Source organism: Carnobacterium iners (genome assembly GCF_900177385.1).
Classification (GTDB): domain Bacteria; phylum Bacillota; class Bacilli; order Lactobacillales; family Carnobacteriaceae; genus Carnobacterium_A; species Carnobacterium_A iners.
Window position 1 is genome coordinate 669,797 of the sequence record NZ_FXBJ01000002.1, and the last position, 24,275, is coordinate 694,071.

Consider the following 24,275-nt stretch of genomic DNA (forward strand, 5'->3'; position numbering starts at 1 on the left):
GCCTTGTGATGAACAAAGACTATGAGCTGATTTTACTAGCGGCAGGTCATGGAAAGCGCATGGGAATTTCGGGAAATAAGGTCTTGCTACCATTGTTAGATGAACCATTAATTGTCTATCCCTTAAGGACTTTTCTAAAGGATAACAATTGCTGCCACATTATCATTGTGGCAAAGAAAGATGAAATTCCTTTGCTAAAAGAATTGGCCAAAAAAGAAAGTGTCTCAACAACTATTCCTTTTACGTTTGTAGAAGGTGGTGCTGAGCGCCAAGATAGTGTGAATTATGGATTGAGAAAGTTAGAAAATATAAAGGGCTTTGTCATGATCCATGATGGAGCTCGACCTTTTGTTGAAAGCCACTTAATCGAGGGCTTAAATGAGGTTGTTCATCAGACAAAAGCGGCGATTTTAGGTGTTCCTGTTAAAGATACAATCAAAAAAGTTGAAAATAAACTGGTTGTAGAGACAATAGTACGTTCGGCTTTGTGGCAAGTTCAGACGCCTCAAGCATTTAGTAGCCAATTAATACTTAAGGCACATAAAACAGCAAGAATAGAAAATTTTCTAGGGACAGACGACGCCTCACTTGTAGAACGACTTGGCGAAAAAGTTGTAATGGTACCAAGTAGCTATGATAATATTAAAATAACTACACCTGAAGATTTAATTGTAGGTGAAGCGATATTGAAACATCAGCAAAAATCACAAAAGGAGAACAAGATGCAAAGAGTCGGTCAAGGATATGATACCCACCAATTAGTTGAAGGGCGACTTTGTATTATTGGTGGTGTAGAATTGCCATTTGAAAAAGGTCTTGTTGGTCATTCTGATGCCGATGTTTTAATTCATGCCATTATTGATGCATTGCTTGGAGCTGCAGGAAAAGGCGATATCGGACAGTTATTTCCTGATACAGATCTAGCTTTTAAAGATGCAAACTCTAGAGAATTATTGCAACAAGTTTATAAACAGTTAATAGGTGAAAAATTTAGTATTATTAATATAGATGCGACAATTTTAGCAGAAAAGCCAAAAATGCAACCGTATTTAAAAGAAATGCAAAAAAATATAGCATTTGATTGTCAAATGGATACAGAACGTGTTAACGTAAAAGCGACAACGTCTGAGAAAATGGGTTTTGTCGGAAGACAAGAAGGTATTGCAGCAATGGCTATTTGTTTAATTGAAAAAAATACTATTTAGAGATGAGGAAACTATTATGACGAAAAAAGTTCGCGTACGCTATGCACCAAGCCCAACCGGAAATTTACACATCGGAAACGCTCGAACAGCTTTGTTTAATTACTTATTTGCTAAGCATAATAATGGTGATTTTATCATAAGAATTGAAGATACAGATCAAAAACGTAACATTGAAAATGGCGAAAAGAGTCAATTAGAAAACCTGAAATGGTTGGGAATGGATTGGGATGAAAGTCCCGAGAAACCGGGTAAATACGGCCCATACAGACAATCTGAAAGACGATCTATTTATGATCCATTAGTTGATCAATTACTAATGGGAAGTCGTGCATACAAATGTTACTGTTCTGAAGAAGAACTAGAATCAGAACGTGACGCGCAGCGTAATCGCGGGGAAATGCCTCACTATGGTGGGAAATGTGCTAACTTATCTCCTAAAGAGCAAAAAGTTAAAGAAGCTGAGGGTATTGAACCTGTTATTCGTTTTAGAGTTTCACCAGAAAACACTTATAGTTTTGAAGATATGGTAAAAGGAACGATTACATTTGAAGCAAGTAGCGTTGGGGGAGATTTTGTTATTGCTAAACGTGATGGTATGCCAACATATAATTTTGCTGTAGCAGTAGATGATCATTATATGGAAATCACTCATGTATTGCGTGGAGACGATCATATCGCTAATACGCCAAAACAATTGATGATTTATGAGGCATTTGGTTGGAAACCACCTACTTTTGGGCATATGACTTTAATCATTAATAGTGAAACAGGTAAAAAATTAAGCAAACGTGATGAAAGTATTTTACAATTTATTGAACAGTACCATGATTTAGGTTATTTACCAGAAGCCATGTTTAATTTTATTGCTTTACTTGGTTGGTCACCAGTTGGAGAAGAGGAGATCTTTGACCAAGCGAACTTTATAAAAATGTTTAATCCAGACCGCTTGAGCAAGTCGCCAGCAGCCTTTGATCCTAAAAAATTAGATTGGATCAATAACCAATATATGAAACAAACGGATTTAGAAACACTAACGACATTAGCTATGCCTCATTTGGTTAAAGCAGACTATGTAGAAGAAAATTTATCTGACGATAAAAAAGAATGGGTCCAAAGAGTGATTGGTTTGTATCATGATCAAATGAGTTATGGTGCTGAAATCACAACATTAGCTAGTTTGTTCTTTACAGAAACGCCAGAACTAGATGAAGCAGCAAAAGAAATATTAGCTGGAGAAACGGTTTTAGAGGTGCTTAATGCATTTGATAAAGTTATTTCAGACTTAGAAAGTTTTGATGCAGTTAGTATTAAAGCAGGTATCAAATCTATCCAAAAAGAAACAGGTATTAAAGGAAAGAATCTCTTTATGCCAATTAGAGTTGGAGTAACAGGACAAGTTCATGGTCCTGAGTTACCTGAAACGATTGAATTACTTGGTCGCGAAAAAACAAAGGCGCATTTGCAAACGGCTATTTCTCATCTTTGAAAGCAACTAGATAAAAATAATTAAATAATCTAAAAACTGTGACGAGAAAGAGTAACTTTTAAAAAAACTAAAGAGAGTCTGTGGTGGTGTGAGCAGATGTTTTTTAAAAGCGAAGTGCCTCTCTGAGTTGTGATATTGAAAAAAAGTAGGTATCAACCGGTAGCAACCGTTAACTTGTCCAATACAATCAGATAAGTAAGAAAGATTTATTTATATCGATAGAAGTGAAATAGAAAAGTGGAATAACGCTAACAGCGTCTTTTATAAAGATAAAAGGCGCTGTTTTATTTTTATTTAAATGTGTGGAGGGATACGATGAAACGAATGAGAGAAGATCTTAAGACAATCAAACAAAAAGATCTTTCTGTTAAAAGTACACTTGAAATCATTTTAACTTATCCTAGTTTTTATGCTATTCTTTTACATCGCTTAGCCCATAAATTATATTTAAATCATTTTTATTTACTTGCCCGTATACTTGCTAATTTTTCTAGATTTTTAACAGGAATTGAAATTCACCCAGGAGCGATTATTGGAAGAAGATTATTTATTGATCATGGAATGGGAGTTGTAGTAGGAGAAACAGCTATTATTGGTGACGATGTTGTGATGTTTCACGGAGTAACATTAGGTGGAACTGGCAAAGACGAAGGGAAGAGACACCCAACTATTGGCAACAATGTCTTGCTTTCAGCTCATGTCCAAGTTATTGGACCGATTACTATTGGGAATAACACTAAAATTGGTGCATCAGCTGTTGTATTGAAATCTATGCCTGCAGATGTAACAGCTGTCGGAATGCCAGCTGAGATAGTGAGATGGCATAAATAAATGAATAATTATCTGATACTTTTAAAGTGAGGAGATTAATAATGATAAAAATATACAATACTTTAACAAGAGAAAAAGAGGTTTTTACGCCGTTAGAACCAGGTAAAGTAAAGATGTATGTTTGTGGTCCAACAGTGTATAATTACATTCACATCGGAAATGCTCGTAGTACAGTAGCATTTGATACCGTAAGACGTTATCTAGAATACCGAGATTATGAAGTAAGATTTATCTCTAACTTTACGGATGTAGATAACAAAATCATTCGTGCAGCTAAAGAACTTAATGTAACAGCTCCAGAGGTAGCTGATCGTTTTATTGAGGCTTATTATAAAGATACTAAAGCTCTAGGTGTTAGAGACGCAACAGCTAATCCGCGAGTAATGGACAATATTCCTGAAATAGTCGACTTTATAGCGGTTCTAATTGAAAAAGGATACGCATATGCCGTTGATGGAGATGTATATTATAGAACGCGTAAATTCAAAAAATATGGAAGATTAAGTGGGATATCTATTGATGAATTAGAAGTTGGAGCTAGTAAACGAACGGAATCGAGTGAGAATGATAAGAAAGAAGATCCTTTAGATTTTGCTTTATGGAAGGCTGTCAAGGCAGATGAAATTAATTGGGAATCTCCTTGGGGGCCTGGTCGACCGGGTTGGCATATTGAGTGTTCAGTGATGGCAACTAAATACCTGGGTGACACCATTGATATTCACGCAGGAGGACAAGATTTATCTTTTCCACATCATGAAAATGAGATAGCTCAAAGTGAAGCTAAAACGGGTCACACATTTGCTAATTATTGGATGCATAACGGATTTGTGACAATGGATAACGAAAAAATGAGTAAGTCTCTTGGAAACTTTGTGTTGGTGCATGATATGATAAAAGAAATGGATCCTCAGATTCTGCGATTCTTCATGGCTACTACGCAATATAGAAGACCGATTAGTTACAACGAGGCGACGATTGAAGAGGCTAAAACGAATTTAAATAAACTAAGAAGAGCATTTGATAATATTTCTTACCGTTTAATAGATGCGTCGAAAGCTTTACTTAGCGATTCAGATTATTTAAAACAACTAGCAGTAATAAAAAACCAGTTTATTGAAGAAATGGACGATGATTTTAATTCAGCAAATGGAATTACAGTTATTTATGAACTAGTAAAATTAATGAATATCTACAGTGAACAAGATAACGTTTCAGAAGTAGTTTTAAAAGCTATGCTTTCACAATTCAAAGAGCTAATGCAAATTTTTGGCATTACTTTTGGTACAGAAGAATTGGTTGATAATAAAATTGAAGAATTAATTGAAGAAAGAAATACTGCGCGATTAAATAAAGATTTTAAACGAAGTGATGAAATTAGAGATTTACTAAAAAAGGAAGGAATTATTTTAGATGATACCCCACAAGGAACAAGATGGAGAAGAGAACAATAAAGAAGAAATAAATAAAGATTGGTCTTTATTAAATGGTCTAGCCTTAGCGTATGTAGGAGATGCTATTTACGAAATTTACATTCGTGATCATTTAGTTGAAATTGGATTTACACGTCCTAATCAATTGCATAAAACGGCAACGAAGTATGTTTCAGCTAAAGCACAAAATATGCTGATGCATGAAATGTTAGATGAAAAAGAGTTGTTGACTGAAAAAGAAATCGAGATGTATAAGCGTGGCCGAAATTCAAAAAGCCATACAACAGCAAAAAATGCAGATGTTATCACGTATCGTACCTCGACAGGGTTTGAAGCATTGATGGGATATTTGCATTTATCAAAGCAAACAAAACGACTGGAAGAATTAATTAATTGGTGTATTCACACTGTGGAGGTAAAAAATAATGTCCAAAGATAAACGTACATTTAACAAGCAAAATACCAATCAAAAGAGGCCATCTAAACCTGTTAGAGCTGGAAGAGAAGAAAATGCACCAATTGAATCTATGGAGGAAGAAGAGCATCAACAAGATTTAGTTGCAGGTCGACTACCTGCAATAGAAGTCTTGAAATCTGAACGAGATATTAATAAAGTCTTCATTCAAGAAGGGTTAAGCGGCTCTAAAATGGATGAAATTCAAAAACTTTCTAAAAAAAGAAATGTTCAAATTTCTTATGTACCGAAAACGAAACTAGACCGATTAGTAGAAGGTGTGGTACATCAAGGAGTAGTTATTGCCGCTGCAGCATTTCAGTATGCAACAATCGATGACTTATTTGCTGCTGCTGCTGCAAAAGGAGAAGATCCGTTCTTTATTATTTTAGACGGTGTGGAAGATCCTCATAACCTGGGTTCAATTATGCGTACGGCTGATGCAAGTGGAGCTCATGGAATCATTATTCCTAAGAGACGTGCTGTTGGTTTAACCGCAACGGTTGCCAAAGCTTCAACTGGAGCAATAGAACACGTCCCTGTAGCTCGCGTAACGAATTTAACTCAAACAATTAAAGAATTAAAAGAACGAGGAATTTGGTTTTATGGAACAGATATGGAAGGTCAAGATTACCGTAAATGGGAAACAAGTATACCATTAGCATTAATAATCGGAAACGAGGGAAAAGGTATCACTCGGCTGGTTAAAGAACAGATGGACGGTATGTTAACTATACCGATGACCGGTCACGTTCAAAGCTTAAATGCTAGTGTTGCTGCAAGCTTATTGATGTATGAAGTTTTTAGAGGTCGTCATAAAATCTGAATGAGAAAATGATGAGGAAAGGAGGGGGAAATTTCATGAAAAAAGAATTGTTAATTATTGACGGATATAATATGATAGGTTCGTGGCCAGAATTAGTGAAATTAAAAGATAAAGATAAGATGGAAGACGCTAGAGAACTGTTGCTTCATGAATTAGCGAATTATCAACAATATACAGGTATTGAAACCCGTATAATATTCGGTGCTCAACTTGTTCCTGGCATCCAAAAATCATATAAAAAATATACATTAACGGTTGTTTTCACGAAAGAAGGAGAAACCGCGGATAGTTATATTGAAAGGATTATTGGAGAAGAAAATTTATTAATTACGCAAGTGACAGTTGCAACAAGTGATCTTGCGGAGCAGTGGTTGGTTTTTCAAAAAGGAGCACTACGTAAATCTGCTAACGAACTCTATAAAGATTTACAAACGGCTAAAAAAGCGATTGCTTCAGATGCAAAGGAATATCATTTTCAGCAATACCGTCGCAACTCACCATGGAACCGCCTTCAACTGGATAAACTGGAAAAACTGAGAGATGATTTGACTAAAAGATAAATGAGGTTTGTCTCATTTTTTAGAAACTTTCGAGAATAGTAGACTCAAAAAAATTATTTTTTTGAATTTTACAGTTAATTATCTTAAGGAGGAAAATAAATGCTAGAGAACGATGACCTTTTTACACAAATGAGTGATAACGAAATAATAACGGTTATAAAAAATGGAGATAATACTCCTTTTGATGTTATTTTTAGGCGCTACCATGCTTTGTCTGTAAAGATAACGAAAGATTTTTATTTGAAAAGTTTTGAGTCAGATGATTTTTTGCAAGAAGCTAGAATGGTTTTTAACAAAACCATTCATACTTTCAATAGTGAAAAAGGTCACACGTTCGGTAATTTTTATAAACTAAACTTAAAACATCATATATATAGTCTTGTTCGTAAAGACATGGCAAAGAAAAGAATAATTGAAAAAAATGCTGAATCACTAGAAGAAATGTTAGAAAGCCAACAAGGTATGCAGTACATACTACAAGGGAAGGATCAATTGCCAACAATCGAAATACTTCAAGTTCGAGAAAGACTGGCTGATTATCAAGATACATTATCAGAATTCGAACAACGTGTATTTTTAGATTTTATTCACAATAAAGATGTTGAGTCAATTTCATCTAATTTGAATTGCGACGCTTTACAAGTTAAGAATGCTTTAGATCGTTGTAAGCGTAAGCTAAAACAATTACTTGAGTAAGAATAGATGCTGAAAATGAAAGCGTATACTTTCTTGATTTAGAATAATATCATTTAAGCAAAAAAATGTCTACTATTCTTGCAAGTTTTTAAATAATAAGAGCCTTATAAAAGATGGATATCTTTTATAAGGCTCTTATTATTTAACTAGCCATTGGCTAGATATGACGCTCTAATAAAGATAATGTTATTTTTTTTATTTGTTCCTTTTCTTTTTGATCAGGCAACTGTTCTATTCGTTTCATCGCTTTTTGAGTATATTTTTCAGCCAATTGTTTTGCTTTCTCTAAACCATTTAGTCTAATGACTAACTGCTGAATTTCTTTAGCATCTGATTCAGTTAGTTGTGCTTCTTTATCGATAAGTTCTTTTAGACGTGCATTCTTTTCTTGAAGTGCAAAAATCAAAGGAGCGGTATAAATACCTTGACGAACATCTTCTAAAACAGGTTTTCCAAAGACGATAGAGGTTTGAGAATAATCTAAGATGTCATCAATTATTTGAAAGGCCATTCCAATATGACTACCAATATAATAGCTATTTCTAGAAAATTTTTCTGTTTGTCCACCATTCAAGGCACCTGAGTAACAAGCAAGAGCGAATAATTGGGCCGTTTTCCCAGAAACTTGAGTTAAATAACTTCGAATAGATATATTTTTATTATAGCGTAAATACATTTGATCTAACTCACCCATTAGAATGCGTTCCATACCGCGAGTATTTACTTCAACTTGTTCTGTTGGATCAGCATAGTTAGATAAGAGACGAAAACAAACAGTGAAGAGGTAATCTCCAGCATAGACGGCTACATCTTTTCCGTATTGAGCTTGGAGACTAGGTACTCCTCGTCTTAGAGGAGAGTCATCAACAATATCGTCATGAATTAACGTAGCTGTATGGAGGAGCTCGACTGCAGCTGAAAGTGCAAGAGTTCGCTCTACTTGTTGATTGTCACCAAATTTTGAGAAAAGTAATGTATAAGCTGGACGGATCATTTTTCCACCGCGATAAATACTCTCTAAAAGTACGGTCTCGATTTCTTTATTGCGTAAACGAATTTGTTTAGCCATTAAGTGTGTAACTGATTCTAATTCTGCTTGCAATTCTGAATAAGGTTCCCAGAAGGAGGACACAGACATCCTTAACAACTCCTTTCTATGTTTGAGTGAATGAGTCATTTTTTAACTGTTAATTTTATCGTAATAAATAACTCTAAATTCTCTAAGTGTTTGAACATGTTCCATTAAGTAATTGGCTGCAATTCCGATAGCAATACCAGATAAAATACCCATAAAGGATAAGATAGGTAAGTACAGCATAACTGTCCAAGTTTGAGAGATCCAGCTAGCAACAGCTAATTGTCCAGTATTGTGTAAAATTCCTCCGGTTGCACTAATTCCAATGATGCTAACATACTTTGGTCCCAATTGTTTCACTGCTAACATGCCTAAATAACTTAATAGGGTACCAGCAAAGCTGTATAAAAAAGTTGAGAGTGTACCTCCTAATAAAGTTGTCATAATCAATCGAATCCAAACAACAGTAAAACTATCTTTTAAAGGAAGAGTGAACAACGCGATAATCGTAATTAAGTTAGCAATTCCTAGTTTTGCTCCTGGAGCAAATGTAAATGGAAAAGGAATGCTTCGCTCAACTAAACCCAAAATAACAGCTTGAGCAGCTAACAAAGCAATGTAAACAATTTTTTGGTTTTTTGTCATCGGAATAGTTTCCCTTCTTTTTAAAAATTAAAATAGAGTGAAGGCAGATGTAAACTGCACCCACTCTATTCGTGTAAAACCTATGCTTTTTTATTATACAATGAAGACGGTGTTCCGTACCACCATTTTCCTGCTATTTTTTGAAGCCATGGAATAATGTAGTAATCTAAACCAAATGCACGCCCAGAACCGTTCATTAATGCAATGGCAACGAAAACAAACCAGATATTAACCCAATAAAACATTCCTGATAAAGAGAAACTTGCAACTAGAATAATTGTTAAAGCACTTAATAACCAAACAAGTAGCCCACCAATAAGAGCTAAACCAATAGCAATTTCAAGAAGCGTCATTACTTTTTGAAAAATCAAAGCAACTTCTGGCGTAGGAATCATAACTTTCATAATACTTTCAAACCACTCGGGCGATTTTGAGAAGACCGTCATCGGTTCTTCTCCATAAGCATAGCTTAAGCCAAAGATTGGTTTGGCTGCTTCAGCTTCTGTGTAAGTGGCTGAAGCACCAGCTGTAGCGTCCTGTAACCAAGAGAAAGGTAGGGCAACTTTACTACCAAACCAACTATCTGTTCCGAATAAACCGAAGGCTTTTTTAAGTCCTTCAAAAAGCCACATGCTACCATAAAATATCCGTAAAGGAACACTCCAAAGAACATTTCCATAACGTGATAGATGGCCACGGAATAGATTGCGCTGATCTTTAATATGGAAAAATTCATGGAAGATGTATTGTGCCGCATAATAACCAGAACGAATGCCAAAGAAATAATATAAGTTGACTAAATGTTTCATTAAAATAGCAAAGAATCCACTTAAATGAATAACGTCTCCTAAATGTGCAACACCATAAGTTGAACCGATTGAGACCATAAATCCTTGATATTTACCTGAATAGACTTTCTTTTCCGTTTGTTCAATATCAGCAATAATATTATCAGCAGCCGTATGACCAGTTTGTTCAGCAGCTTGAACAATTTGAGGTGTTGGTGTGTCTTTAAATTCTTCATAATAAACTAAATCTCCAACAACGTACACTTGCTTTAGTCCTTTAGCTTCCATATATTCGTTAGCCACTAAGCGACCTGCGCGGGCCGCTTCCATTTCGAAACTTTCAGTATCTGTATTGGCTTTAACACCAGCAGTCCAAATTAAAGTGTGTGTCGGTATTTTCTCATTTGACTTCAAAACAATATGATCTGACTCAACAGCAATAATAGGAGAATTTTTCAATAATTTAATACCTTTTTTAGCCATATAAACTTCCGCTTTATCTGCATCTTTACGAGTAATCATATTTAAAATGGTTGGAGCAGCTTCAACGACCATCAAATTAATTTCAGAAGAATCAATTTTATTATCTTTTGCTAATCGCTTCTTCCAATCCATTAATTCACCAATCATTTCAATTCCTGTAAAACCAGAACCACAAACAACAAAGTTCAACATGGCTTTCCGCTTAACCGCGTCTCTTTCAACAGCAGCAAGAGCAACCGTTTCTTTTATATGATGTCTTATTTTTAAAGCGTCTTCTAATGACCATAGTGTAAAGGCATTTTCTTTTACTCCGGGAGTTCCAAAATCATTAGGCTCTCCACCCATAGCTAAAACAAGGTAATCAAAAGGAAATGCACCGTTCTCTGTTAAGACGATTCTTTTATCTTGATCAATTTCAGTTACGCTATCTGTAACTAAAGAAATATTTTTTAATCGGCAAAATAACCGTTGCAAATCAAATTTAATGGCATCTTCTTCCACTCTATCACCGGCTACCTCATGTAATTCGGTCATGTATGTTTGATAAGAATAGCGATCAATTAGAGTAATGTTTATCTCTGGATTTTTTTTAAAACGTTTAGCTAATTTTTTTGTAGCAGCGAGGCCTGCAAAACCCGCACCAACAACAACAATATTTTTCGAAGCTATTTTTTCCACCCCTTATTATTATAATAATGGTTAAGTAAATAAAATATCCATTGTAACTAATGGGATAAGTATAAAACGAGCGATTTAAGTTAGTTAATTAATTCACAAACTATATAAAAGTAAGTATACTAAAAAATAACGTCTTTGTCTATATTCATTTGGGTCAAAAAATAAAAATGATGGAAAAAATCTATTTTCAAAAAAATTGTAAAAAATGTATAAAACTAAACAGTGATCAATGATACTACTTTTAGGTGTTCCTTTACTTCTTGTGAATAAAATATTAATGTGGGGAAGAATAGACTGAAAAAAGGGTGGTAAATCATTATGAAAATTAAAAAAGATTTAAGTTAACGAATGTTATTTTTTCAATGATTTTCTTAGTTGCTTGTGGTAGCAATGACAAAACAAAAGAAGAAAGTTCAAAAGTAGCTGTTGGAGAATCGTAAGACGGTACATACAAATTAGAAGAGAAGAATTTAGATGAAAATGCCGTGAAAGTTGATTTCTCACTAATTGTTAAAGACGGAAAATTAAGAGAATCATTTAGGTATGATTCTCTTAATAAAGACGACAAATTAAAAATATAAAACGAAGTTTATCAAGTAGCAATGGTAGAAAAATTAGGAACAGGTCCTGCTGATTATACTCCTGAATTAAATAATGACTTAGTAGCTGAAGGTGATTCAGTTGAAGGTGAGGTTGTTACAGGAGCAACTCATTCAGCAGAAGCATTTAAAACATGCGCACAACAACTAGTTGATGCAGCTAAATGAGGCAATACAAAACTAATCATAGTAGACAACAAAGTAGAAGAATAGTCTTTTCTTTTTTTATTTAATAAACTAAACTGACAAGGTCTTAGATTAATTATTCAGATTTTGTTGAAATTTTCTGTTCACTTTAATCAGTAATTTTGATAGGATGGTTTAAACTAAACAAAGGAGCGAGCGCAATGAAAGTTGAAAAAAATTGGAAGGGGTTACTTCTTTTATTTAGTGTAGGACTCATTATTTCTGGGTGTAGTATGAAAGAGAAAAAAGAAGTAAGCGGTCTAGTGAATGAACCATATAGTAGAACAGAATTTTTAATGGGGACAGTAGTAAATGTGAAAATTTACGACAAAGGCAAACAAGAAGTGTTAGCAAGTGTCTTTGATCGAATTGAAGAGCTATCTGAAAAGATTACAGTAAATGATGGAGAATCAGAAGTTGAAAAGATAAATAATCAAGCCGGTATCGAGCCAATAGAAGTCTCTGACGATGTTTATTCTTTATTAAAAGCTGCATATAGATATAGTAGTGATAGCGATGGTACTTTTGATATGACAATCGGTCCGTTAACGAACTTGTGGCGCGTTGGCTTTGAAGATGCTAAAAAACCAACCCAACAAGAAATTGAGACTTCATTAGCTTTAATAGACTACAAAAAAGTAACATTAGATGATGAGAAACAAACAATTTTTCTAAAAGTCTGATAAAAAAATGCGTTTAGACTTAGGCGCTATTGCAAAAGGATATATTACAGATGAAGCAGTAAGTAACTTGAAAGCCAACGGAGTAAACACGGCAATTGTTGATCTAGGAGGTAATATCTATGTTTTAGGGAATAGCCCTCGGGCTAAAGGCGCTGACTGGAATGTAGGAATTCAAAACCCTTTTGAGGCACGTGGCGAAGTAGTAGGTTCGATTCCAATAAGTGATAAAACGGTAGTGACATCGGGTATTTATGAGCGTTTTATTGAAGCAGATGGAAAAAAATACCATCATTTACTTGATCCGAAAACAGGATACCCTTTTGATAATAGTCTAGCTGGAGTTAGTATTGTTGCAGAAAAATCGATAGACGGTGATGGACTTTCAACGGAAGCTTTTTCTAAAGGATTAGAAGGCGGACTGAACTTTATTAACCAAAGTAAGGAGATAGAGGCTGTTTTTATAACAAAAGATAAATCTATCTATTTATCTAAAGGACTGAAGGATCTTTTTAGAATAAATGATGACGAGTTTATTTTGAAAAATTAACTGCAAAAAGAATTTAATACCATTCTTACGAAAGAAGGAGTACTTCATTGACACTGACTGTTTTTTTAAAACTTGTTGAGATACAGACAAAAATTGCTAGTTTATTTCCATTTTTATTAGGCGCTTTATTCTCTCGCACATATTTTAAGTCTTTTAATTTAGTGAATACACTTATGTTTTTTACAGCGATGCTGCTATTTGATAGGACGACAACAGCTATTAATAATTTGATCGATTATCAAAAAGCGAAAGATAATACGTACAAGAAAGAAGTCAATATTATCGGACAACAGAATATTTCTGAAAAAATAGTAATTCGGATAATCATTATTATGCTAAGTATTGCTTCACTACTAGGTCTATGGTTAGTCTATCAAACAACAATCTTGTTGCTCTTTATGGGAGGAGCCTGTTTCATTATCGGTATTTTCTACACATTTGGTCCGGTTCCAATTTCAAGAATGCCATTGGGAGAAATACTTTCTGGATTAGTTATGGGATTTGGGATTTTCTTTATTACGGTTTATGTAAATATAGAGTCGAGTGTGCTGTTAGACTTAGTTTTTCAAGGAACGACGTTTCTTCTAATAGGCAACTACCTCGCTATTGCAAAAATAGCATTTGTTTCACTGCCAACAGTCTTTTTAATTGCAAATATTATGTTAGCTAATAATATATGTGACTTAAATCAGGATATAGGTAACCATCGGTATACATTGCCTTTTTATATAGGTAAAAAGAATGCTGTTTTATTATTCAATCTGTTAATGTATGTTTCCTACGTCATTATTATTTTAGTAGTAGCTTTCAAATTAATGCACCCGTTAGTACTGTTGATCTTAGTTACAGTTATTCCGATTAAGAAAAATCTTCATGAATTTAATCAAGAACAGATAAAAGAAAAAACATTTTCTGTTGCGATTAAAAATATTTCCATCTTTAGTGGAGCAGAAGTTTTACTTTTAACTGCTAGTTTATTATTTGTTCAATAGGCAAAATAACTTTTTTGTTATTTTAAAAAATAAAAAGAATAATGTCAAGCGAAAGAGAAAATGTCCTAAAACCAAGGGTCACATTAATGCAAGCTTTTACTTCGCAAAAGCTTGCATTAATGTGACCAAATTTGTTAAAATTAGTCTTAAGCTGTTTGTTCAGCTTCATACTCTTCGAGTGTTTTTCCGACACTACGAAGATATCTTTTGAAAGACTCTAGTTTCCACGGGTGAGATTGTAGGGGAATATACTGGCGTCTTTCTTTTTTTTGCTCTGGAATCGAATCAAATTCTTGTGAGTAGTAGTCATGTTCTTTCAGTCTCCTTGTTGTGTATATTTTTTCAGCTATATTTACATAGATATTTCCATTAAACGCTTCGATAATTAGCACCTTTGATCTTCGCGTAAAGTATCTATCTTCACTATCTTCCGTAGGCAGGTAATAGTTATTTTGATAACGAATATGATGCCCACTATCCACTTTTCTATTAGCTACTCGTGCTAATAATAAATTGATTTCTGATTTAGTTGGTGCATTTTCATAGATGGATTCCTTCGTTTTATTACCAAACTTCTTATTAAAAGTTCTAACCCATTTTATTAAAAAGTGATTGGCTTCCTCCATAGACTGTATTCCAGCTAATTCTAAATCTACAGGAAGTCGCGATTGAACAGTCCCGTTTAAACGCTCTACACGGCCCTTAGCTTGTGGTATAGACGTGGTATTAACCTCAATACCGAGTTGATGACAGGCAAAACCAAACTGGGTAAATGTATCTTCTTCAACCGCTCTCATGGCTTTTGATGTGTATTCAAAAACAGTTCGTTTATCTGTTAAAAAAGCTAAGGGGATGCCTTGTTTCGTTAGGATTTGATTGAGCACATGATAATAGCCCTTGAGTGTTTCTTGCGTATCGAAATAAGCCCCAACGATGTTACCAGAAGCGTCATCAATAGCTAAATGAAGATGTGCCACATCTTTACCAAACCAGTTATAGGAGCTGGCATCCATTTGAATAAGCTCCCCCTGATATTTCTTTCTAGGACGGCTAGGATGGCTTTTTTCGGGTAACTCCATTTGATCTTCTGCTCTTGGAACCAGTGGGTTCTCAACCTCTTTTTTTCCTTTCATTGATTTAGCTTTGATTCGAGCTTTTATTTTCTTACGCGTTTTTCTTTGAGTTTTAGGTGATAGAATATGAGCTTGATATAAAATACGGCGAATAGTCGTATCAGTGTAACAGATGTCATGATCTTCCTTCAAAATTTCAGTAAAATGCTTCACGTTAGGTTTTATCTTAAAACTTTGATAGAGCTCAATTACTTGTTTTTTTGTTTCCTTAGGCACGGCGTGCTTAGCTATTTTTCCTCTATTACCGTGTGAAAAAACACCTTTTCCTCCTTCTTGATATTCTTGAATTAATCTGTTGACTTGCCTCATCGAGAGCCCAAGTTCAATACAAGCTCTCTTTTTGTCCTTTCTTTTTTCTGCCACAGCTTTTATTGCTTTATATTTCTTATCTTCATTCATCGTTAGTAGGATCCTTTTCATTAGTTTATTTTATCATTTTGGGACATTTTATGCTTCGACCTACTTAGGACATTATCACGTTCGAACGATATTATTTTAAAAAATAAAAAGAATAATTGACACTTTAGCAAAGTGGTGTTAAATTTAATGAGATTTCACTCGTTAAAATAGAAAGTATAGGTGAAAAAATGACTGTTAAAAAATCTGCCCTAGCTTGTTCGATTTGTGGATCTAGAAACTATTCTAAAAAAGTGAATAGTGCTGGACGTACGGAAAGACTAGAAGTAAAGAAATTTTGTAAATATTGTAATCAGCACACGATACATCGTGAAACGAAATAAAAAGTAGTTTAATGAATTGTTCGGAGGGAATAGACATGAGTAAAATAAAAGGTTTTTTGGGTGGCGTAAGTCGTGAAATGAAAGCTGTCACTTGGCCGACAAGTAAAGAATTAAAAAGAAACACAATTATTGTGTTTGGAGTTTGTCTGTTATTTACGATTTTCTTTATGGTTGTTGACTTCGGAATTGATTCTATTCTTGATTTAATTTTATAAAACGGCCAAAATTACTGGTGAGTTCACCTGAAAGATGGTATACTTGCTGCAAATAAAGGGCTTGCCAAAACCTTCCTAGTCTTAACGAAGGTTTTTTTGTATGACTTAAACTAATGACAAGTTTTGACAATAAAAACGAATAAGGTAACGAATAGATAGGAGAGATAATAGTGGAACAAGTTGAAATTGAAAAACACTGGTATGTTTTACATACCTATTCAGGCTACGAAAATAAAGTGAAACAAAATATTGAGTCACGTGCGAATAGTATGGGAATGGAAGATTATATCTTCCGCGTTGTTATCCCTGAGGAAGAAGAAACAGAAAAGAAAAATGGGAAAGATAAAGTAACAATGAAAAAAACATTCCCCGGGTATGTACTAGTAGAAATGATTATGTCTGATGATTCTTGGTATGTGGTTCGTAATACTCCAGGTGTAACAGGTTTTGTCGGTTCTCACGGAGCTGGGAGTAAGCCAGCTCCGCTACTAAAAGAAGAAATTGAAGTTATCTTACGTCGTTTAGGAATCAGTTCACGCCATAAAGAAGTTGAATTCGAAGTAGGCGAGTCTGTTACTATTATCGAAGGTGCTTTCAGTGGAATGGTCGGTAAAATTACTGAAATTGAACGAGAAAAAGCTAAATTAAAAGTAAATGTAGAGATGTTTGGTCGCGAAACAAGTACAGAACTTGATTTTGAACAAGCAGATAAACTTTAAAAAAGACTACTAGCCTTTTGTGAAAAGTGATAAAACCAGAATGAAATGGTTTCTTCTCATTTTGCAAAAGGTTTTTGTTGTCATCCTGATAGAGTAGTTGGCTTTGATCTGAAGGATAAAGACGAGTTAGAAGCGGAGGAACTTTATGAAGGCTCTTATTTTATGGTTGGCTAGTTTAGTTAATGAAATACATGATCAAATTTCTTTGCGGGTCGGAATACAAATGACAGATAAAGAATTGCATTTTTGGGTAATCGGACTAGTAGGTATTGCATTCTTTCTATTAGTTTATCCTATTTTTAAGTGGATTGATAAGTTTAAATTTAAAACGACGATACTAGCATTTATCTACACATTTACTGTAATGATTGTTTTAGTTTTTGCGATTGAAATCCAACAAGCTATTACTGATCGAGGACAGATGGAGTTTAGTGACGCTGTAGTAGGGCTTTGGGGATTTATAGTACTCTTTTTTATCTATAGCATAGTTGCGGGGATTGTCTACGGCTTCGTTCAATTCCTAAAAAGACCAAAAAATAAAAAGACTACTAGCGAATCAACAACACCTTTGAAAAAATTTCGTTCAAAAAAATAAAAAAGGTGAATTAAGACTGTCAATGATAAATGAAAATGTCCCGTTTTTATATAATAATGAGTTTGGATTATCAACCCTTTTTACTCGCTTTCGCAGATTAACGACCGCGCTTCGCTTGCTAAAGTTGTTCAGGATAATTCCTTCAAAAACCATGAAGCAACCATCCTAAACAACTGCTATAAAAAAGCTATACAAAATTGGTTCGCTACTTTATTTGAGTAAAGCACCTTTTTTTATAGCTTCTTTTTGTTTTTTATTTCTAAGATAACGATCATAGGATGGTTTTTTCCAAGGATGAGATAAGGCCGGTATTACTAATTGAGTCTTTCTCGCTCTTACAGGTTCATCTAATTCTTTCGATACTTCTTCATGTAATAAAATTTCTTGTAAGGAAAACACCGAATTATCAACGCTAGCGTATAACTCATTTCCCTTTGTATGGATAATCATGACGCTTGTTTTTGGAGTAAGTAAAACCTGCTGGTTTTGATCATGCAAGCGATAAAGCTTATTTTGATACTTCACGCCATGACCTTTTTGGATAATTCGTTGCGAAAATCGAGCGAGTATATGATCCAAAATGACTGTTTTTGGTAGCTTTTCAAAAGCACTTTTGCTATCCTTGAGCTGTAAAGCAAATTTGGCATTATATGTAGGAATGTAATGCTTCAAAAATAGATTTGCTTCATCGATTGATTGGATAGAACATAAGGCCATTTCTTGAAGGAGACGATCTTGGAGTGTATTCCAAAGCCGTTCTATTTTTCCTTTTGCTTGAGGGATACTAGTTGTACGTAAGTTTATTCCTAAAGTATGGCAGGCATATCCAAATTGTGTAAAAGTATCCTTTTCTTCAGAAGGGTGCTTTTCTTGTTTATAGATAAAAACCGTACGGTTATCTGTTAAAATTTCGTAAGGAATACCGTAGTTGGTCAAAAATTGCTCCGTCACTTCATAATAAGCGTCTAGCGTCTCCTCCTTATCAAAACGGGCTCCTACTATAATCCCAGTTGCGTCATCGATTGCAGCGTGTAAATGAGCATATGACCCGTTTTTAAACCAATCATGAGAGGAAGCGTCCATTTGAAGCTGTTCGCCAAAGTATTTCTTGCGAGAACGACTTGGATGAGCCTTCAATGTATCTACATAATCTAATTCATTTAATACCTGACATTTTTTTTTTGTTAGTACTTGTTTATGTTGTTCCTTTTCTTGCAATTCCTTATGTTTTTTTCTTTTTGTTTGTCGAAAAGCACGTGGGGATAAGAGATTTTTTTCATACAATAAGTTTCGTACCGTTGTGTATGAGACTTGGATATTTTCTACTTCAACTAATTTCTCAGTAAAGTGTGTAAGATTGAACGCTTCATATTTCTTGTTGTAAAGCGTAATAATTTTTTTCTTAGTTTCAGGTGTTAAACCAGTAGAAGGTTTCCGATTCTGATTCCCATGTCTAAAGCCGCTTTTACCTTCTGTCTGATAAACCCGAATTAATCGATTGATTTGTCTACGAGATAGAGCTAACTCGACTCCTGCACGAGCTTTGGAAATTTGTCCATTGTTTATTTTTTTTATGGTCTTATATTTTTGTTCTTCAAACATCTTTAGGTGAACTCCCATCAAATCACTCCAATCCTTCTAGATTAGAGTAACGTAGTTACGGGACATTTTCATTTGTTAACTATTAAGACATTATCATTTGTTAATGACAAAAAAAATAAAAAAGGTGAATTAAGACTGTCAAGCGAAAGAGAAAATGTCCTAAAACCAAGGGTCACATTAATGCAAGCTTTTACTTCGCAAAAGCTTGCATTAATGTGACCAAATTTGTTAAAATTAGTCTTAAGCTGTTTGTTCAGCTTCATACTCTTCGAGTGTTTTTTCGACACTACGAAGATATCTTTTGAAAGACTCTAGTTTCCACGGGTGAGATTGTAGGGGAATATACTGGCGTCTTTCTTTTTTTTGCTCTGGAATCGAATCAAATTCTTGTGAGTAGTAGTCATGTTCTTTCAGTCTCCTTGTTGTGTATATTTTTTCAGCTATATTTACATAGATATTTCCATTAAACGCTTCGATAATTAGCACCTTTGATCTTCGCGTAAAGTATCTATCTTCACTACCTTCCGTAGGCAGGTAATAGTTATTTTGATAACGAATATGATGCCCACTATCCACTTTTCTATTAGCTACTCGTGCTAATAATAAATTGATTTCTGATTTAGTTGGTGTATTTTCATAGATGGATTCCTTCGTTTTATTACCAAACTTCTTATTAAAAGTTCTAACCCATTTTATTAAAAAGTGATTGGCTTCCTCCATAGACTGTATTCCAGCTAATTCTAAATCTACAGGAAGTCGCGATTGAACAGTCCCGTTTAAACGCTCTACACGGCCCTTAGCTTGTGGTATAGACGTGGTATTAACCTCAATACCGAGTTGATGACAGGCAAAACCAAACTGGGTAAATGTATCTTCTTCAACCGCTCTCATGGCTTTTGATGTGTATTCAAAAACAGTTCGTTTATCTGTTAAAAAAGCTAAGGGGATGCCTTGTTTCGTTAGGATTTGATTGAGCACATGATAATAGCCCTTGAGTGTTTCTTGCGTATCGAAATAAGCCCCAACGATGTTACCAGAAGCGTCATCAATAGCTAAATAAAGATGTGCCACATCTTTACCAAACCAGTTATAGGAGCTGGCATCCATTTGAATAAGCTCCCCCTGATATTTCTTTCTAGGACGGCTAGGATGGCTTTTTTCGGGTAACTCCATTTGATCTTCTGCTCTTGGAACCAGTGGGTTCTCAACCTCTTTTTTTCCTTTCATTGATTTAGCTTTGATTCGAGCTTTTATTTTCTTACGCGTTTTTCTTTGAGTTTTAGGTGATAGAATATGAGCTTGATATAAAATACGGCGAATAGTCGTATCAGTGTAACAGATGTCATGATCTTCCTTCAAAATTTCAGTAAAATGCTTCACGTTAGGTTTTATCTTAAAACTTTGATAGAGCTCAATTACTTGTTTTTTTGTTTCCTTAGGCACGGCGTGCTTAGCTATTTTTCCTCTATTACCGTGTGAAAAAACACCTTTTCCTCCTTCTTGATATTCTTGAATTAATCTGTTGACTTGCCTCATCGAGAGCCCAAGTTCAATACAAGCTCTCTTTTTGTCCTTTCTTTTTTCTGCCACAGCTTTTATTGCTTTATATTTCTTATCTTCATTCATCGTTAGTAGGATCCTTTCATTAGTTTATTTTATCATTTTGGGACATTTTATGCTTCGACCTACTTAGGACATTATCACGTTCGAACGATAAAAAAATAAAAAAGGTGAATTAAGACTTGTTCTATGGCATTAAAGATGCTATAGTCAATTAGTACGTTTTTACGTATGAAAAAATGTGGGAGGGGAAATCTTAGCCCCATTAACCACATCGCGGACTCATTCAAGGAGGTATGTCACGTGGCCAAAAAAGTTGTTAAGTTAGTTAAATTGCAGATTCCTGCAGGAAAAGCAAGTCCAGCTCCACCAGTAGGTCCAGCTTTAGGTCAAGCGCAAGTGAACATCATGGGATTCTGTAAAGAATTCAATGCACGTACGCAAGATTTAGGTGGATTACTGACACCAGTTGTTATTTCTGTATATGAAGATCGTTCATTTACATTTATTACAAAAACACCGCCTGCGGCTGTTTTGCTTAAAAAAGCTGCTGGTATTGAAAAAGCATCCGGTGAACCAAACAAGAAAAAAGTTGCAACCGTTACAAGTGCACAAGTACAAGAAATCGCTGAAACAAAAATGCCTGACCTAAATGCTGCAACTGTTGAAGCTGCTATGCAAATGGTAGAAGGTACTGCACGAAGCATGGGAATTACTGTCGAAGGTTAATCCCGAAATACGCTTCTCAGTGTCTCTCGTCTAGAATAAGACGAGGATCAAGTGGGAGGTAAAACCGTTATAACCACAATCAAGGAGGAATAAAAACATGGCTAAAAAAGGTAAACAATATTTAGCAGCTTTAGAAAAAGTAGATGTTGAAAAACTTTATACTGTAGAAGAAGCTGTAGCTTTGATAAAAGAAACTAGCTTTGCTAAATTTGATGAAACTATTGAAGTAGCATATAGACTTGGTGTAGATCCTAAGAAAGCTGACCAACAAATTCGTGGTGCAGTTGTTCTTCCAAACGGAACGGGTAAAACACAAAAAGTTCTAGTTTTCGCTAAAGGCGACAAAGCAAAAGAAGCAGAAGCAGCTGGAGCAGACTATGTCGGCGAAGCTGAATTAGTTCAAAAAATCAATGGTGGATGGTTTGATTTTGACGTTGTTGTAGCAACACCAGACATGATGGCTGAAGTTGGCCGTTTAGGACGCGTTTTAGGACCCAAAGGTTTAATGCCTAACCCTAAAACAGGTACTGTTACAATGGATGTTACAAAAGCAATCAATGAAATTAAAGCTGGTAAAGTTACTTACCGCGTAGACAAAGCAGGAAACGTTCATGCTCCTATCGGAAAAGTATCATTTGATACAGCTAAATTAATTGAAAACTTTGGTACAATCAATGACACAATGCTTAAAGTAAAACCTTCAACTGCTAAAGGTCAATATATCAAAAATATATCAATCACTAGCACATTTGGACCTGGCGTTAAAGTTGACGCTAATACATTTGCATAAAAAATAATAAATGTCTTGACCTAGGCGATTTGTCTTGTTAAAATCGTCTAAGTTAAGTACTATTACCGAAGACAGTAGGTGGCCTTGTGCCTTAAATTCCTGCCGAGGATGATATGTGAAAGCATACAACACTCCCTCTATGTCTACGGTGACATGGAGTTTTTGCGTTGTGCAGACTGTTTAAGTTGGCTACACGAAAAGATTCCATCAATCGATCGGGAGGTGAAAATTTAATGAGTCAAGCAGCAATCGCAGAAAAACAATTGCTTGTTGAAACAGCAATGACACAATTCCAAAATGCAGCATCAGTTGTAGTAATGGATTACCGTGGATTAACTGTTCAAGAAGTAACTGAATTACGTAAACAATTACGTGATGCAGGTGTTGTAATGCAAGTAATCAAAAATTCTGTTTTAAGTCGTGCAGCGCAAGCAGCAGGTTTAGAAGGAATGGACGATGTTTTCAAAGGACCTACAGCTATTGCTTTTAGTAATGAAGATGTTATTGCACCTGCAAAAATTATTGCAGAATTCGCTAAGGTGGCATCAGCTTTAGAAATTAAAGGTGGCGTAATCGAAGGCAAAGTATCATCAGTAGAAGAAATGAACGCTCTTGCAACATTACCAAATCGCGATGGTTTACTATCAATGTTACTATCTGTACTTCAAGCTCCAATTCGCAATACTGCTCTTATTATCAAAGCAGTTGCAGAATCAAAAGAAGAAGAAGTAGCTTAATAAAAAAAACCGTTCTTTTGGCAATATGAAAAGAAAAAGTACAAAAAAAACTAACCAATAATGGAGGAATATAACAATGTCATTAAACATTGAACAAATCATTGCTGATTTGAAAGAATCAACAGTATTAGAATTAAACGACTTAGTAAAAGCTATCGAAGAAGAATTTGGCGTAACTGCTGCAGCTCCTGTAGCTGCTGCTGGTGGAGCAGAATCTGCTGCTGCTGAGCAAACAGAATTCACAGTTGAATTAACAGCTGTTGGAGACGCAAAAATTAAAGTAATCAAAGCAGTTCGCGAAGCAACTGGCTTAGGTTTGAAAGAAGCTAAAGCTTTAGTTGACGGCGCACCTGCAGCAATTAAAGAAGATATTTCTAAAGAAGACGCTGAAGCAATGAAAGAAGCTCTTGAAGCTGCTGGCGCAACTGTAACAGTTAAATAATTCAACCACTTATGTTGAAAATTTTTGAGACACGCAGTTCGCTGCGTGTCTTTTTTAATCATAAAAAGTAGAATAAGGAGTTTTTTTAAAATGGCAGATCATTACTTTACAAACAAACCTAATACTGAAAGTGAACAGTCAGCTTGGACATACAAATTACGCGGACATACGTTTAAATTTGTAACAGATTTAGGTGTTTTTTCTAAAAAAACCGTTGATTTTGGCTCTCGTTTGTTAATTGAAACAATTGACTTAGATAACATGGTGGAAGGTGACATTCTAGATATAGGCTGTGGATATGGACCGATGGGACTTTCTTTAGCTAAAGAAGCTTCTGAAAGAATGGTCGAGATGGTAGATGTTAATGAACGTGCGTTAGGGTTAGCGAAACAAAATGCTTCTAACAATCGGATTAGCAATGCGAAAATTCATCCTTCTAATATTTATCAACAAGTAAAAGGCGATTCTTTTGCTGCAATTATCAGCAATCCGCCCATTCGTGCAGGGAAAAAAGTTGTTCACGAAATATTGACAGGGTCTTTCGATCGCTTAAGAACGCAAGGAACATTAACTATCGTCATTCAAAAGAAGCAAGGAGCGCCTAGCGCAAAAGAAAAGATGATAGAGACCTTTGGAAATGCAGAAATTTTAATAAAAGATAAAGGATATTGGATTATTCAAAGCATAAAGAATTAAAATAGAGAACAAGGCAATTTTAATTTCGTCTTGACTGTTTGATTTATTTGATGTAAAATAATCTAATGCAATCAGTGTGTAGATTAGAGTAAGAGTGTTCTGAAATATTGTCCAGAACACGCTTTTTAACGAAAACAAAAGAAAATGTGATTT

General features: G+C 34.9%; 25 protein-coding genes, 2 pseudogenes and 2 other annotated features. Of the genes and pseudogenes, 21 read left to right on the top strand and 6 right to left on the bottom strand.

The window, feature by feature from the left end:
* Positions 1-8: 8 nt before the first annotated feature.
* The 9 genes and pseudogenes from ispD to B9Y54_RS03450 form a co-directional block, all read left to right on the top strand.
* Positions 9-680: pseudogene (gene ispD, locus B9Y54_RS12450) on the top strand (2-C-methyl-D-erythritol 4-phosphate cytidylyltransferase); the annotation flags it as partial.
* Positions 681-722: 42 nt separating this feature from the next.
* Positions 723-1,205, top strand: coding sequence for a 2-C-methyl-D-erythritol 2,4-cyclodiphosphate synthase (gene ispF / locus B9Y54_RS12455; protein WP_200805371.1), 483 nt, complete (start codon positions 723-725; stop codon positions 1,203-1,205).
* A 16-nt stretch (positions 1,206-1,221) separates the two neighbouring features.
* Entirely contained in the window at positions 1,222-2,691 is a 1,470-nt protein-coding gene (gene gltX, locus B9Y54_RS03420; RefSeq protein WP_085560496.1) for a glutamate--tRNA ligase, read from the top strand.
* 29 nt (positions 2,692-2,720) lie between these two features.
* Positions 2,721-2,956 (top strand) — a binding site (T-box leader).
* Positions 2,957-3,006: 50 nt separating this feature from the next.
* Positions 3,007-3,522, top strand: a complete 516-nt coding sequence (epsC, locus tag B9Y54_RS03425; RefSeq protein WP_085558970.1) for a serine O-acetyltransferase EpsC — start codon at positions 3,007-3,009, stop codon at positions 3,520-3,522.
* Between the two features lie 41 nt (positions 3,523-3,563).
* A complete protein-coding gene (gene cysS / locus B9Y54_RS03430) occupies positions 3,564-4,973 on the top strand; it encodes a cysteine--tRNA ligase (protein ID WP_085558971.1) in 1,410 nt (469 codons plus the stop codon).
* The gene (locus B9Y54_RS03435) at positions 4,933-5,391 is read left to right on the top strand and encodes a Mini-ribonuclease 3 (protein WP_085558972.1); all 459 of its coding nucleotides are present in this window, start codon (positions 4,933-4,935) and stop codon (positions 5,389-5,391) included. Before cysS ends, B9Y54_RS03435 begins: the two co-directional genes overlap by 41 nt.
* A gap of 88 nt (positions 5,392-5,479) precedes the next feature.
* Positions 5,480-6,232: a 23S rRNA (guanosine(2251)-2'-O)-methyltransferase RlmB gene (gene rlmB / locus B9Y54_RS03440; RefSeq protein ID WP_234987932.1), complete on the top strand. Its 753-nt coding sequence runs from the start codon at positions 5,480-5,482 to the stop codon at positions 6,230-6,232.
* A gap of 35 nt (positions 6,233-6,267) precedes the next feature.
* Positions 6,268-6,792, top strand: a complete 525-nt coding sequence (locus B9Y54_RS03445) for an NYN domain-containing protein (RefSeq protein WP_085558974.1) — start codon at positions 6,268-6,270, stop codon at positions 6,790-6,792.
* Positions 6,793-6,891: 99 nt separating this feature from the next.
* A complete protein-coding gene (locus B9Y54_RS03450; RefSeq protein WP_085558975.1) occupies positions 6,892-7,488 on the top strand; it encodes a sigma-70 family RNA polymerase sigma factor in 597 nt (198 codons plus the stop codon).
* 157 nt (positions 7,489-7,645) lie between these two features.
* Here the strand turns inward: B9Y54_RS03450 and B9Y54_RS03455 are convergent, their stop codons facing one another.
* From B9Y54_RS03455 to B9Y54_RS03465, 3 genes are all read right to left on the bottom strand, one after another.
* Positions 7,646-8,626: a polyprenyl synthetase family protein gene (locus B9Y54_RS03455; protein ID WP_085558976.1), complete on the bottom strand. Its 981-nt coding sequence runs from the start codon at positions 8,624-8,626 to the stop codon at positions 7,646-7,648.
* 42 nt (positions 8,627-8,668) lie between these two features.
* On the bottom strand, positions 8,669-9,208 hold the full coding sequence (locus tag B9Y54_RS03460; protein WP_085558977.1) for a Gx transporter family protein: 540 nt from the start codon (positions 9,206-9,208) through the stop codon (positions 8,669-8,671).
* Between the two features lie 80 nt (positions 9,209-9,288).
* Entirely contained in the window at positions 9,289-11,148 is a 1,860-nt protein-coding gene (locus tag B9Y54_RS03465; RefSeq protein WP_085560497.1) for an NAD(P)/FAD-dependent oxidoreductase, read from the bottom strand.
* Positions 11,149-11,759: 611 nt separating this feature from the next.
* On the opposite strand from B9Y54_RS03465, the gene B9Y54_RS12275 reads away from it, so the two are divergent.
* The 3 genes and pseudogenes from B9Y54_RS12275 (at position 11,760) to menA (ending at position 14,164) form a co-directional block, all read left to right on the top strand.
* Positions 11,760-11,924: a hypothetical protein gene (locus tag B9Y54_RS12275; RefSeq protein ID WP_159446045.1), complete on the top strand. Its 165-nt coding sequence runs from the start codon at positions 11,760-11,762 to the stop codon at positions 11,922-11,924.
* A 179-nt stretch (positions 11,925-12,103) separates the two neighbouring features.
* Positions 12,104-13,172, top strand: a pseudogene (locus B9Y54_RS03470) (FAD:protein FMN transferase).
* Between the two features lie 47 nt (positions 13,173-13,219).
* Positions 13,220-14,164, top strand: coding sequence for a 1,4-dihydroxy-2-naphthoate polyprenyltransferase (menA, locus tag B9Y54_RS03475; protein ID WP_085558978.1), 945 nt, complete (start codon positions 13,220-13,222; stop codon positions 14,162-14,164).
* Between the two features lie 146 nt (positions 14,165-14,310).
* Here menA and B9Y54_RS03480 read toward each other — a convergent pair whose 3' ends face one another.
* Complete coding sequence (locus B9Y54_RS03480) at positions 14,311-15,696, bottom strand: ISNCY family transposase (RefSeq protein ID WP_085558979.1); 1,386 nt, start codon at positions 15,694-15,696, stop codon at positions 14,311-14,313.
* A gap of 188 nt (positions 15,697-15,884) precedes the next feature.
* On the opposite strand from B9Y54_RS03480, the gene rpmG reads away from it, so the two are divergent.
* From rpmG to B9Y54_RS03500, 4 genes are all read left to right on the top strand, one after another.
* Positions 15,885-16,037 carry a 50S ribosomal protein L33 gene (gene rpmG / locus B9Y54_RS03485; RefSeq protein WP_085558980.1) on the top strand — a complete coding sequence of 51 codons (153 nt, stop codon included), beginning with the start codon at positions 15,885-15,887 and terminating at the stop codon, positions 16,035-16,037.
* Positions 16,038-16,072: 35 nt separating this feature from the next.
* Positions 16,073-16,252 (top strand): preprotein translocase subunit SecE, encoded by a 180-nt coding sequence (gene secE / locus B9Y54_RS03490; RefSeq protein WP_085558981.1) that lies wholly within the window; start codon positions 16,073-16,075, stop codon positions 16,250-16,252.
* Between the two features lie 170 nt (positions 16,253-16,422).
* On the top strand, positions 16,423-16,971 hold the full coding sequence (gene nusG, locus B9Y54_RS03495; protein ID WP_085558982.1) for a transcription termination/antitermination protein NusG: 549 nt from the start codon (positions 16,423-16,425) through the stop codon (positions 16,969-16,971).
* A 145-nt stretch (positions 16,972-17,116) separates the two neighbouring features.
* Positions 17,117-17,566: a hypothetical protein gene (locus B9Y54_RS03500; RefSeq protein WP_085558983.1), complete on the top strand. Its 450-nt coding sequence runs from the start codon at positions 17,117-17,119 to the stop codon at positions 17,564-17,566.
* 210 nt (positions 17,567-17,776) lie between these two features.
* Here B9Y54_RS03500 and B9Y54_RS03505 read toward each other — a convergent pair whose 3' ends face one another.
* Positions 17,777-19,186, bottom strand: coding sequence for an ISNCY family transposase (locus B9Y54_RS03505; protein ID WP_085558984.1), 1,410 nt, complete (start codon positions 19,184-19,186; stop codon positions 17,777-17,779).
* Between the two features lie 222 nt (positions 19,187-19,408).
* Positions 19,409-20,794, bottom strand: a complete 1,386-nt coding sequence (locus tag B9Y54_RS03510; protein ID WP_085558985.1) for an ISNCY family transposase — start codon at positions 20,792-20,794, stop codon at positions 19,409-19,411.
* Positions 20,795-21,031: 237 nt separating this feature from the next.
* Between B9Y54_RS03510 and rplK the strand changes: the two genes are divergently transcribed.
* The 5 genes from rplK (at position 21,032) to B9Y54_RS03535 (ending at position 24,122) form a co-directional block, all read left to right on the top strand.
* Positions 21,032-21,457 carry a 50S ribosomal protein L11 gene (gene rplK / locus B9Y54_RS03515; protein ID WP_143062498.1) on the top strand — a complete coding sequence of 142 codons (426 nt, stop codon included), beginning with the start codon at positions 21,032-21,034 and terminating at the stop codon, positions 21,455-21,457.
* A 97-nt stretch (positions 21,458-21,554) separates the two neighbouring features.
* Positions 21,555-22,247: a 50S ribosomal protein L1 gene (gene rplA / locus B9Y54_RS03520; RefSeq protein WP_085558987.1), complete on the top strand. Its 693-nt coding sequence runs from the start codon at positions 21,555-21,557 to the stop codon at positions 22,245-22,247.
* Positions 22,248-22,294: 47 nt separating this feature from the next.
* Positions 22,295-22,422, top strand: a sequence feature (ribosomal protein L10 leader region).
* Between the two features lie 58 nt (positions 22,423-22,480).
* Positions 22,481-22,984: a 50S ribosomal protein L10 gene (gene rplJ / locus B9Y54_RS03525; protein ID WP_085558988.1), complete on the top strand. Its 504-nt coding sequence runs from the start codon at positions 22,481-22,483 to the stop codon at positions 22,982-22,984.
* A 76-nt stretch (positions 22,985-23,060) separates the two neighbouring features.
* Positions 23,061-23,426 carry a 50S ribosomal protein L7/L12 gene (gene rplL, locus B9Y54_RS03530; protein ID WP_085558989.1) on the top strand — a complete coding sequence of 122 codons (366 nt, stop codon included), beginning with the start codon at positions 23,061-23,063 and terminating at the stop codon, positions 23,424-23,426.
* Between the two features lie 90 nt (positions 23,427-23,516).
* Positions 23,517-24,122, top strand: coding sequence for a class I SAM-dependent methyltransferase (locus B9Y54_RS03535; protein WP_085558990.1), 606 nt, complete (start codon positions 23,517-23,519; stop codon positions 24,120-24,122).
* Positions 24,123-24,275 lie beyond the last annotated feature (153 nt).

Coding starts and splice junctions, on each gene's coding strand:
- ispF (WP_200805371.1), top strand. CDS start 723: ATGCAAAGAGTCGGTCAAGGATATGATACCCACCAATTAGTTGAAGGG.
- gltX (WP_085560496.1), top strand. CDS start 1,222: ATGACGAAAAAAGTTCGCGTACGCTATGCACCAAGCCCAACCGGAAAT.
- epsC (WP_085558970.1), top strand. CDS start 3,007: ATGAAACGAATGAGAGAAGATCTTAAGACAATCAAACAAAAAGATCTT.
- cysS (WP_085558971.1), top strand. CDS start 3,564: ATGATAAAAATATACAATACTTTAACAAGAGAAAAAGAGGTTTTTACG.
- B9Y54_RS03435 (WP_085558972.1), top strand. CDS start 4,933: ATGATACCCCACAAGGAACAAGATGGAGAAGAGAACAATAAAGAAGAA.
- rlmB (WP_234987932.1), top strand. CDS start 5,480: ATGGAGGAAGAAGAGCATCAACAAGATTTAGTTGCAGGTCGACTACCT.
- B9Y54_RS03445 (WP_085558974.1), top strand. CDS start 6,268: ATGAAAAAAGAATTGTTAATTATTGACGGATATAATATGATAGGTTCG.
- B9Y54_RS03450 (WP_085558975.1), top strand. CDS start 6,892: ATGCTAGAGAACGATGACCTTTTTACACAAATGAGTGATAACGAAATA.
- B9Y54_RS03455 (WP_085558976.1), bottom strand. CDS start 8,626: ATGTCTGTGTCCTCCTTCTGGGAACCTTATTCAGAATTGCAAGCAGAA.
- B9Y54_RS03460 (WP_085558977.1), bottom strand. CDS start 9,208: ATGACAAAAAACCAAAAAATTGTTTACATTGCTTTGTTAGCTGCTCAA.
- B9Y54_RS12275 (WP_159446045.1), top strand. CDS start 11,760: ATGGTAGAAAAATTAGGAACAGGTCCTGCTGATTATACTCCTGAATTA.
- B9Y54_RS03480 (WP_085558979.1), bottom strand. CDS start 15,696: ATGAATGAAGATAAGAAATATAAAGCAATAAAAGCTGTGGCAGAAAAA.
- rpmG (WP_085558980.1), top strand. CDS start 15,885: ATGACTGTTAAAAAATCTGCCCTAGCTTGTTCGATTTGTGGATCTAGA.
- secE (WP_085558981.1), top strand. CDS start 16,073: ATGAGTAAAATAAAAGGTTTTTTGGGTGGCGTAAGTCGTGAAATGAAA.
- B9Y54_RS03500 (WP_085558983.1), top strand. CDS start 17,117: ATGAAGGCTCTTATTTTATGGTTGGCTAGTTTAGTTAATGAAATACAT.
- B9Y54_RS03505 (WP_085558984.1), bottom strand. CDS start 19,186: ATGGGAGTTCACCTAAAGATGTTTGAAGAACAAAAATATAAGACCATA.
- B9Y54_RS03510 (WP_085558985.1), bottom strand. CDS start 20,794: ATGAATGAAGATAAGAAATATAAAGCAATAAAAGCTGTGGCAGAAAAA.
- rplA (WP_085558987.1), top strand. CDS start 21,555: ATGGCTAAAAAAGGTAAACAATATTTAGCAGCTTTAGAAAAAGTAGAT.
- rplJ (WP_085558988.1), top strand. CDS start 22,481: ATGAGTCAAGCAGCAATCGCAGAAAAACAATTGCTTGTTGAAACAGCA.
- rplL (WP_085558989.1), top strand. CDS start 23,061: ATGTCATTAAACATTGAACAAATCATTGCTGATTTGAAAGAATCAACA.
- B9Y54_RS03535 (WP_085558990.1), top strand. CDS start 23,517: ATGGCAGATCATTACTTTACAAACAAACCTAATACTGAAAGTGAACAG.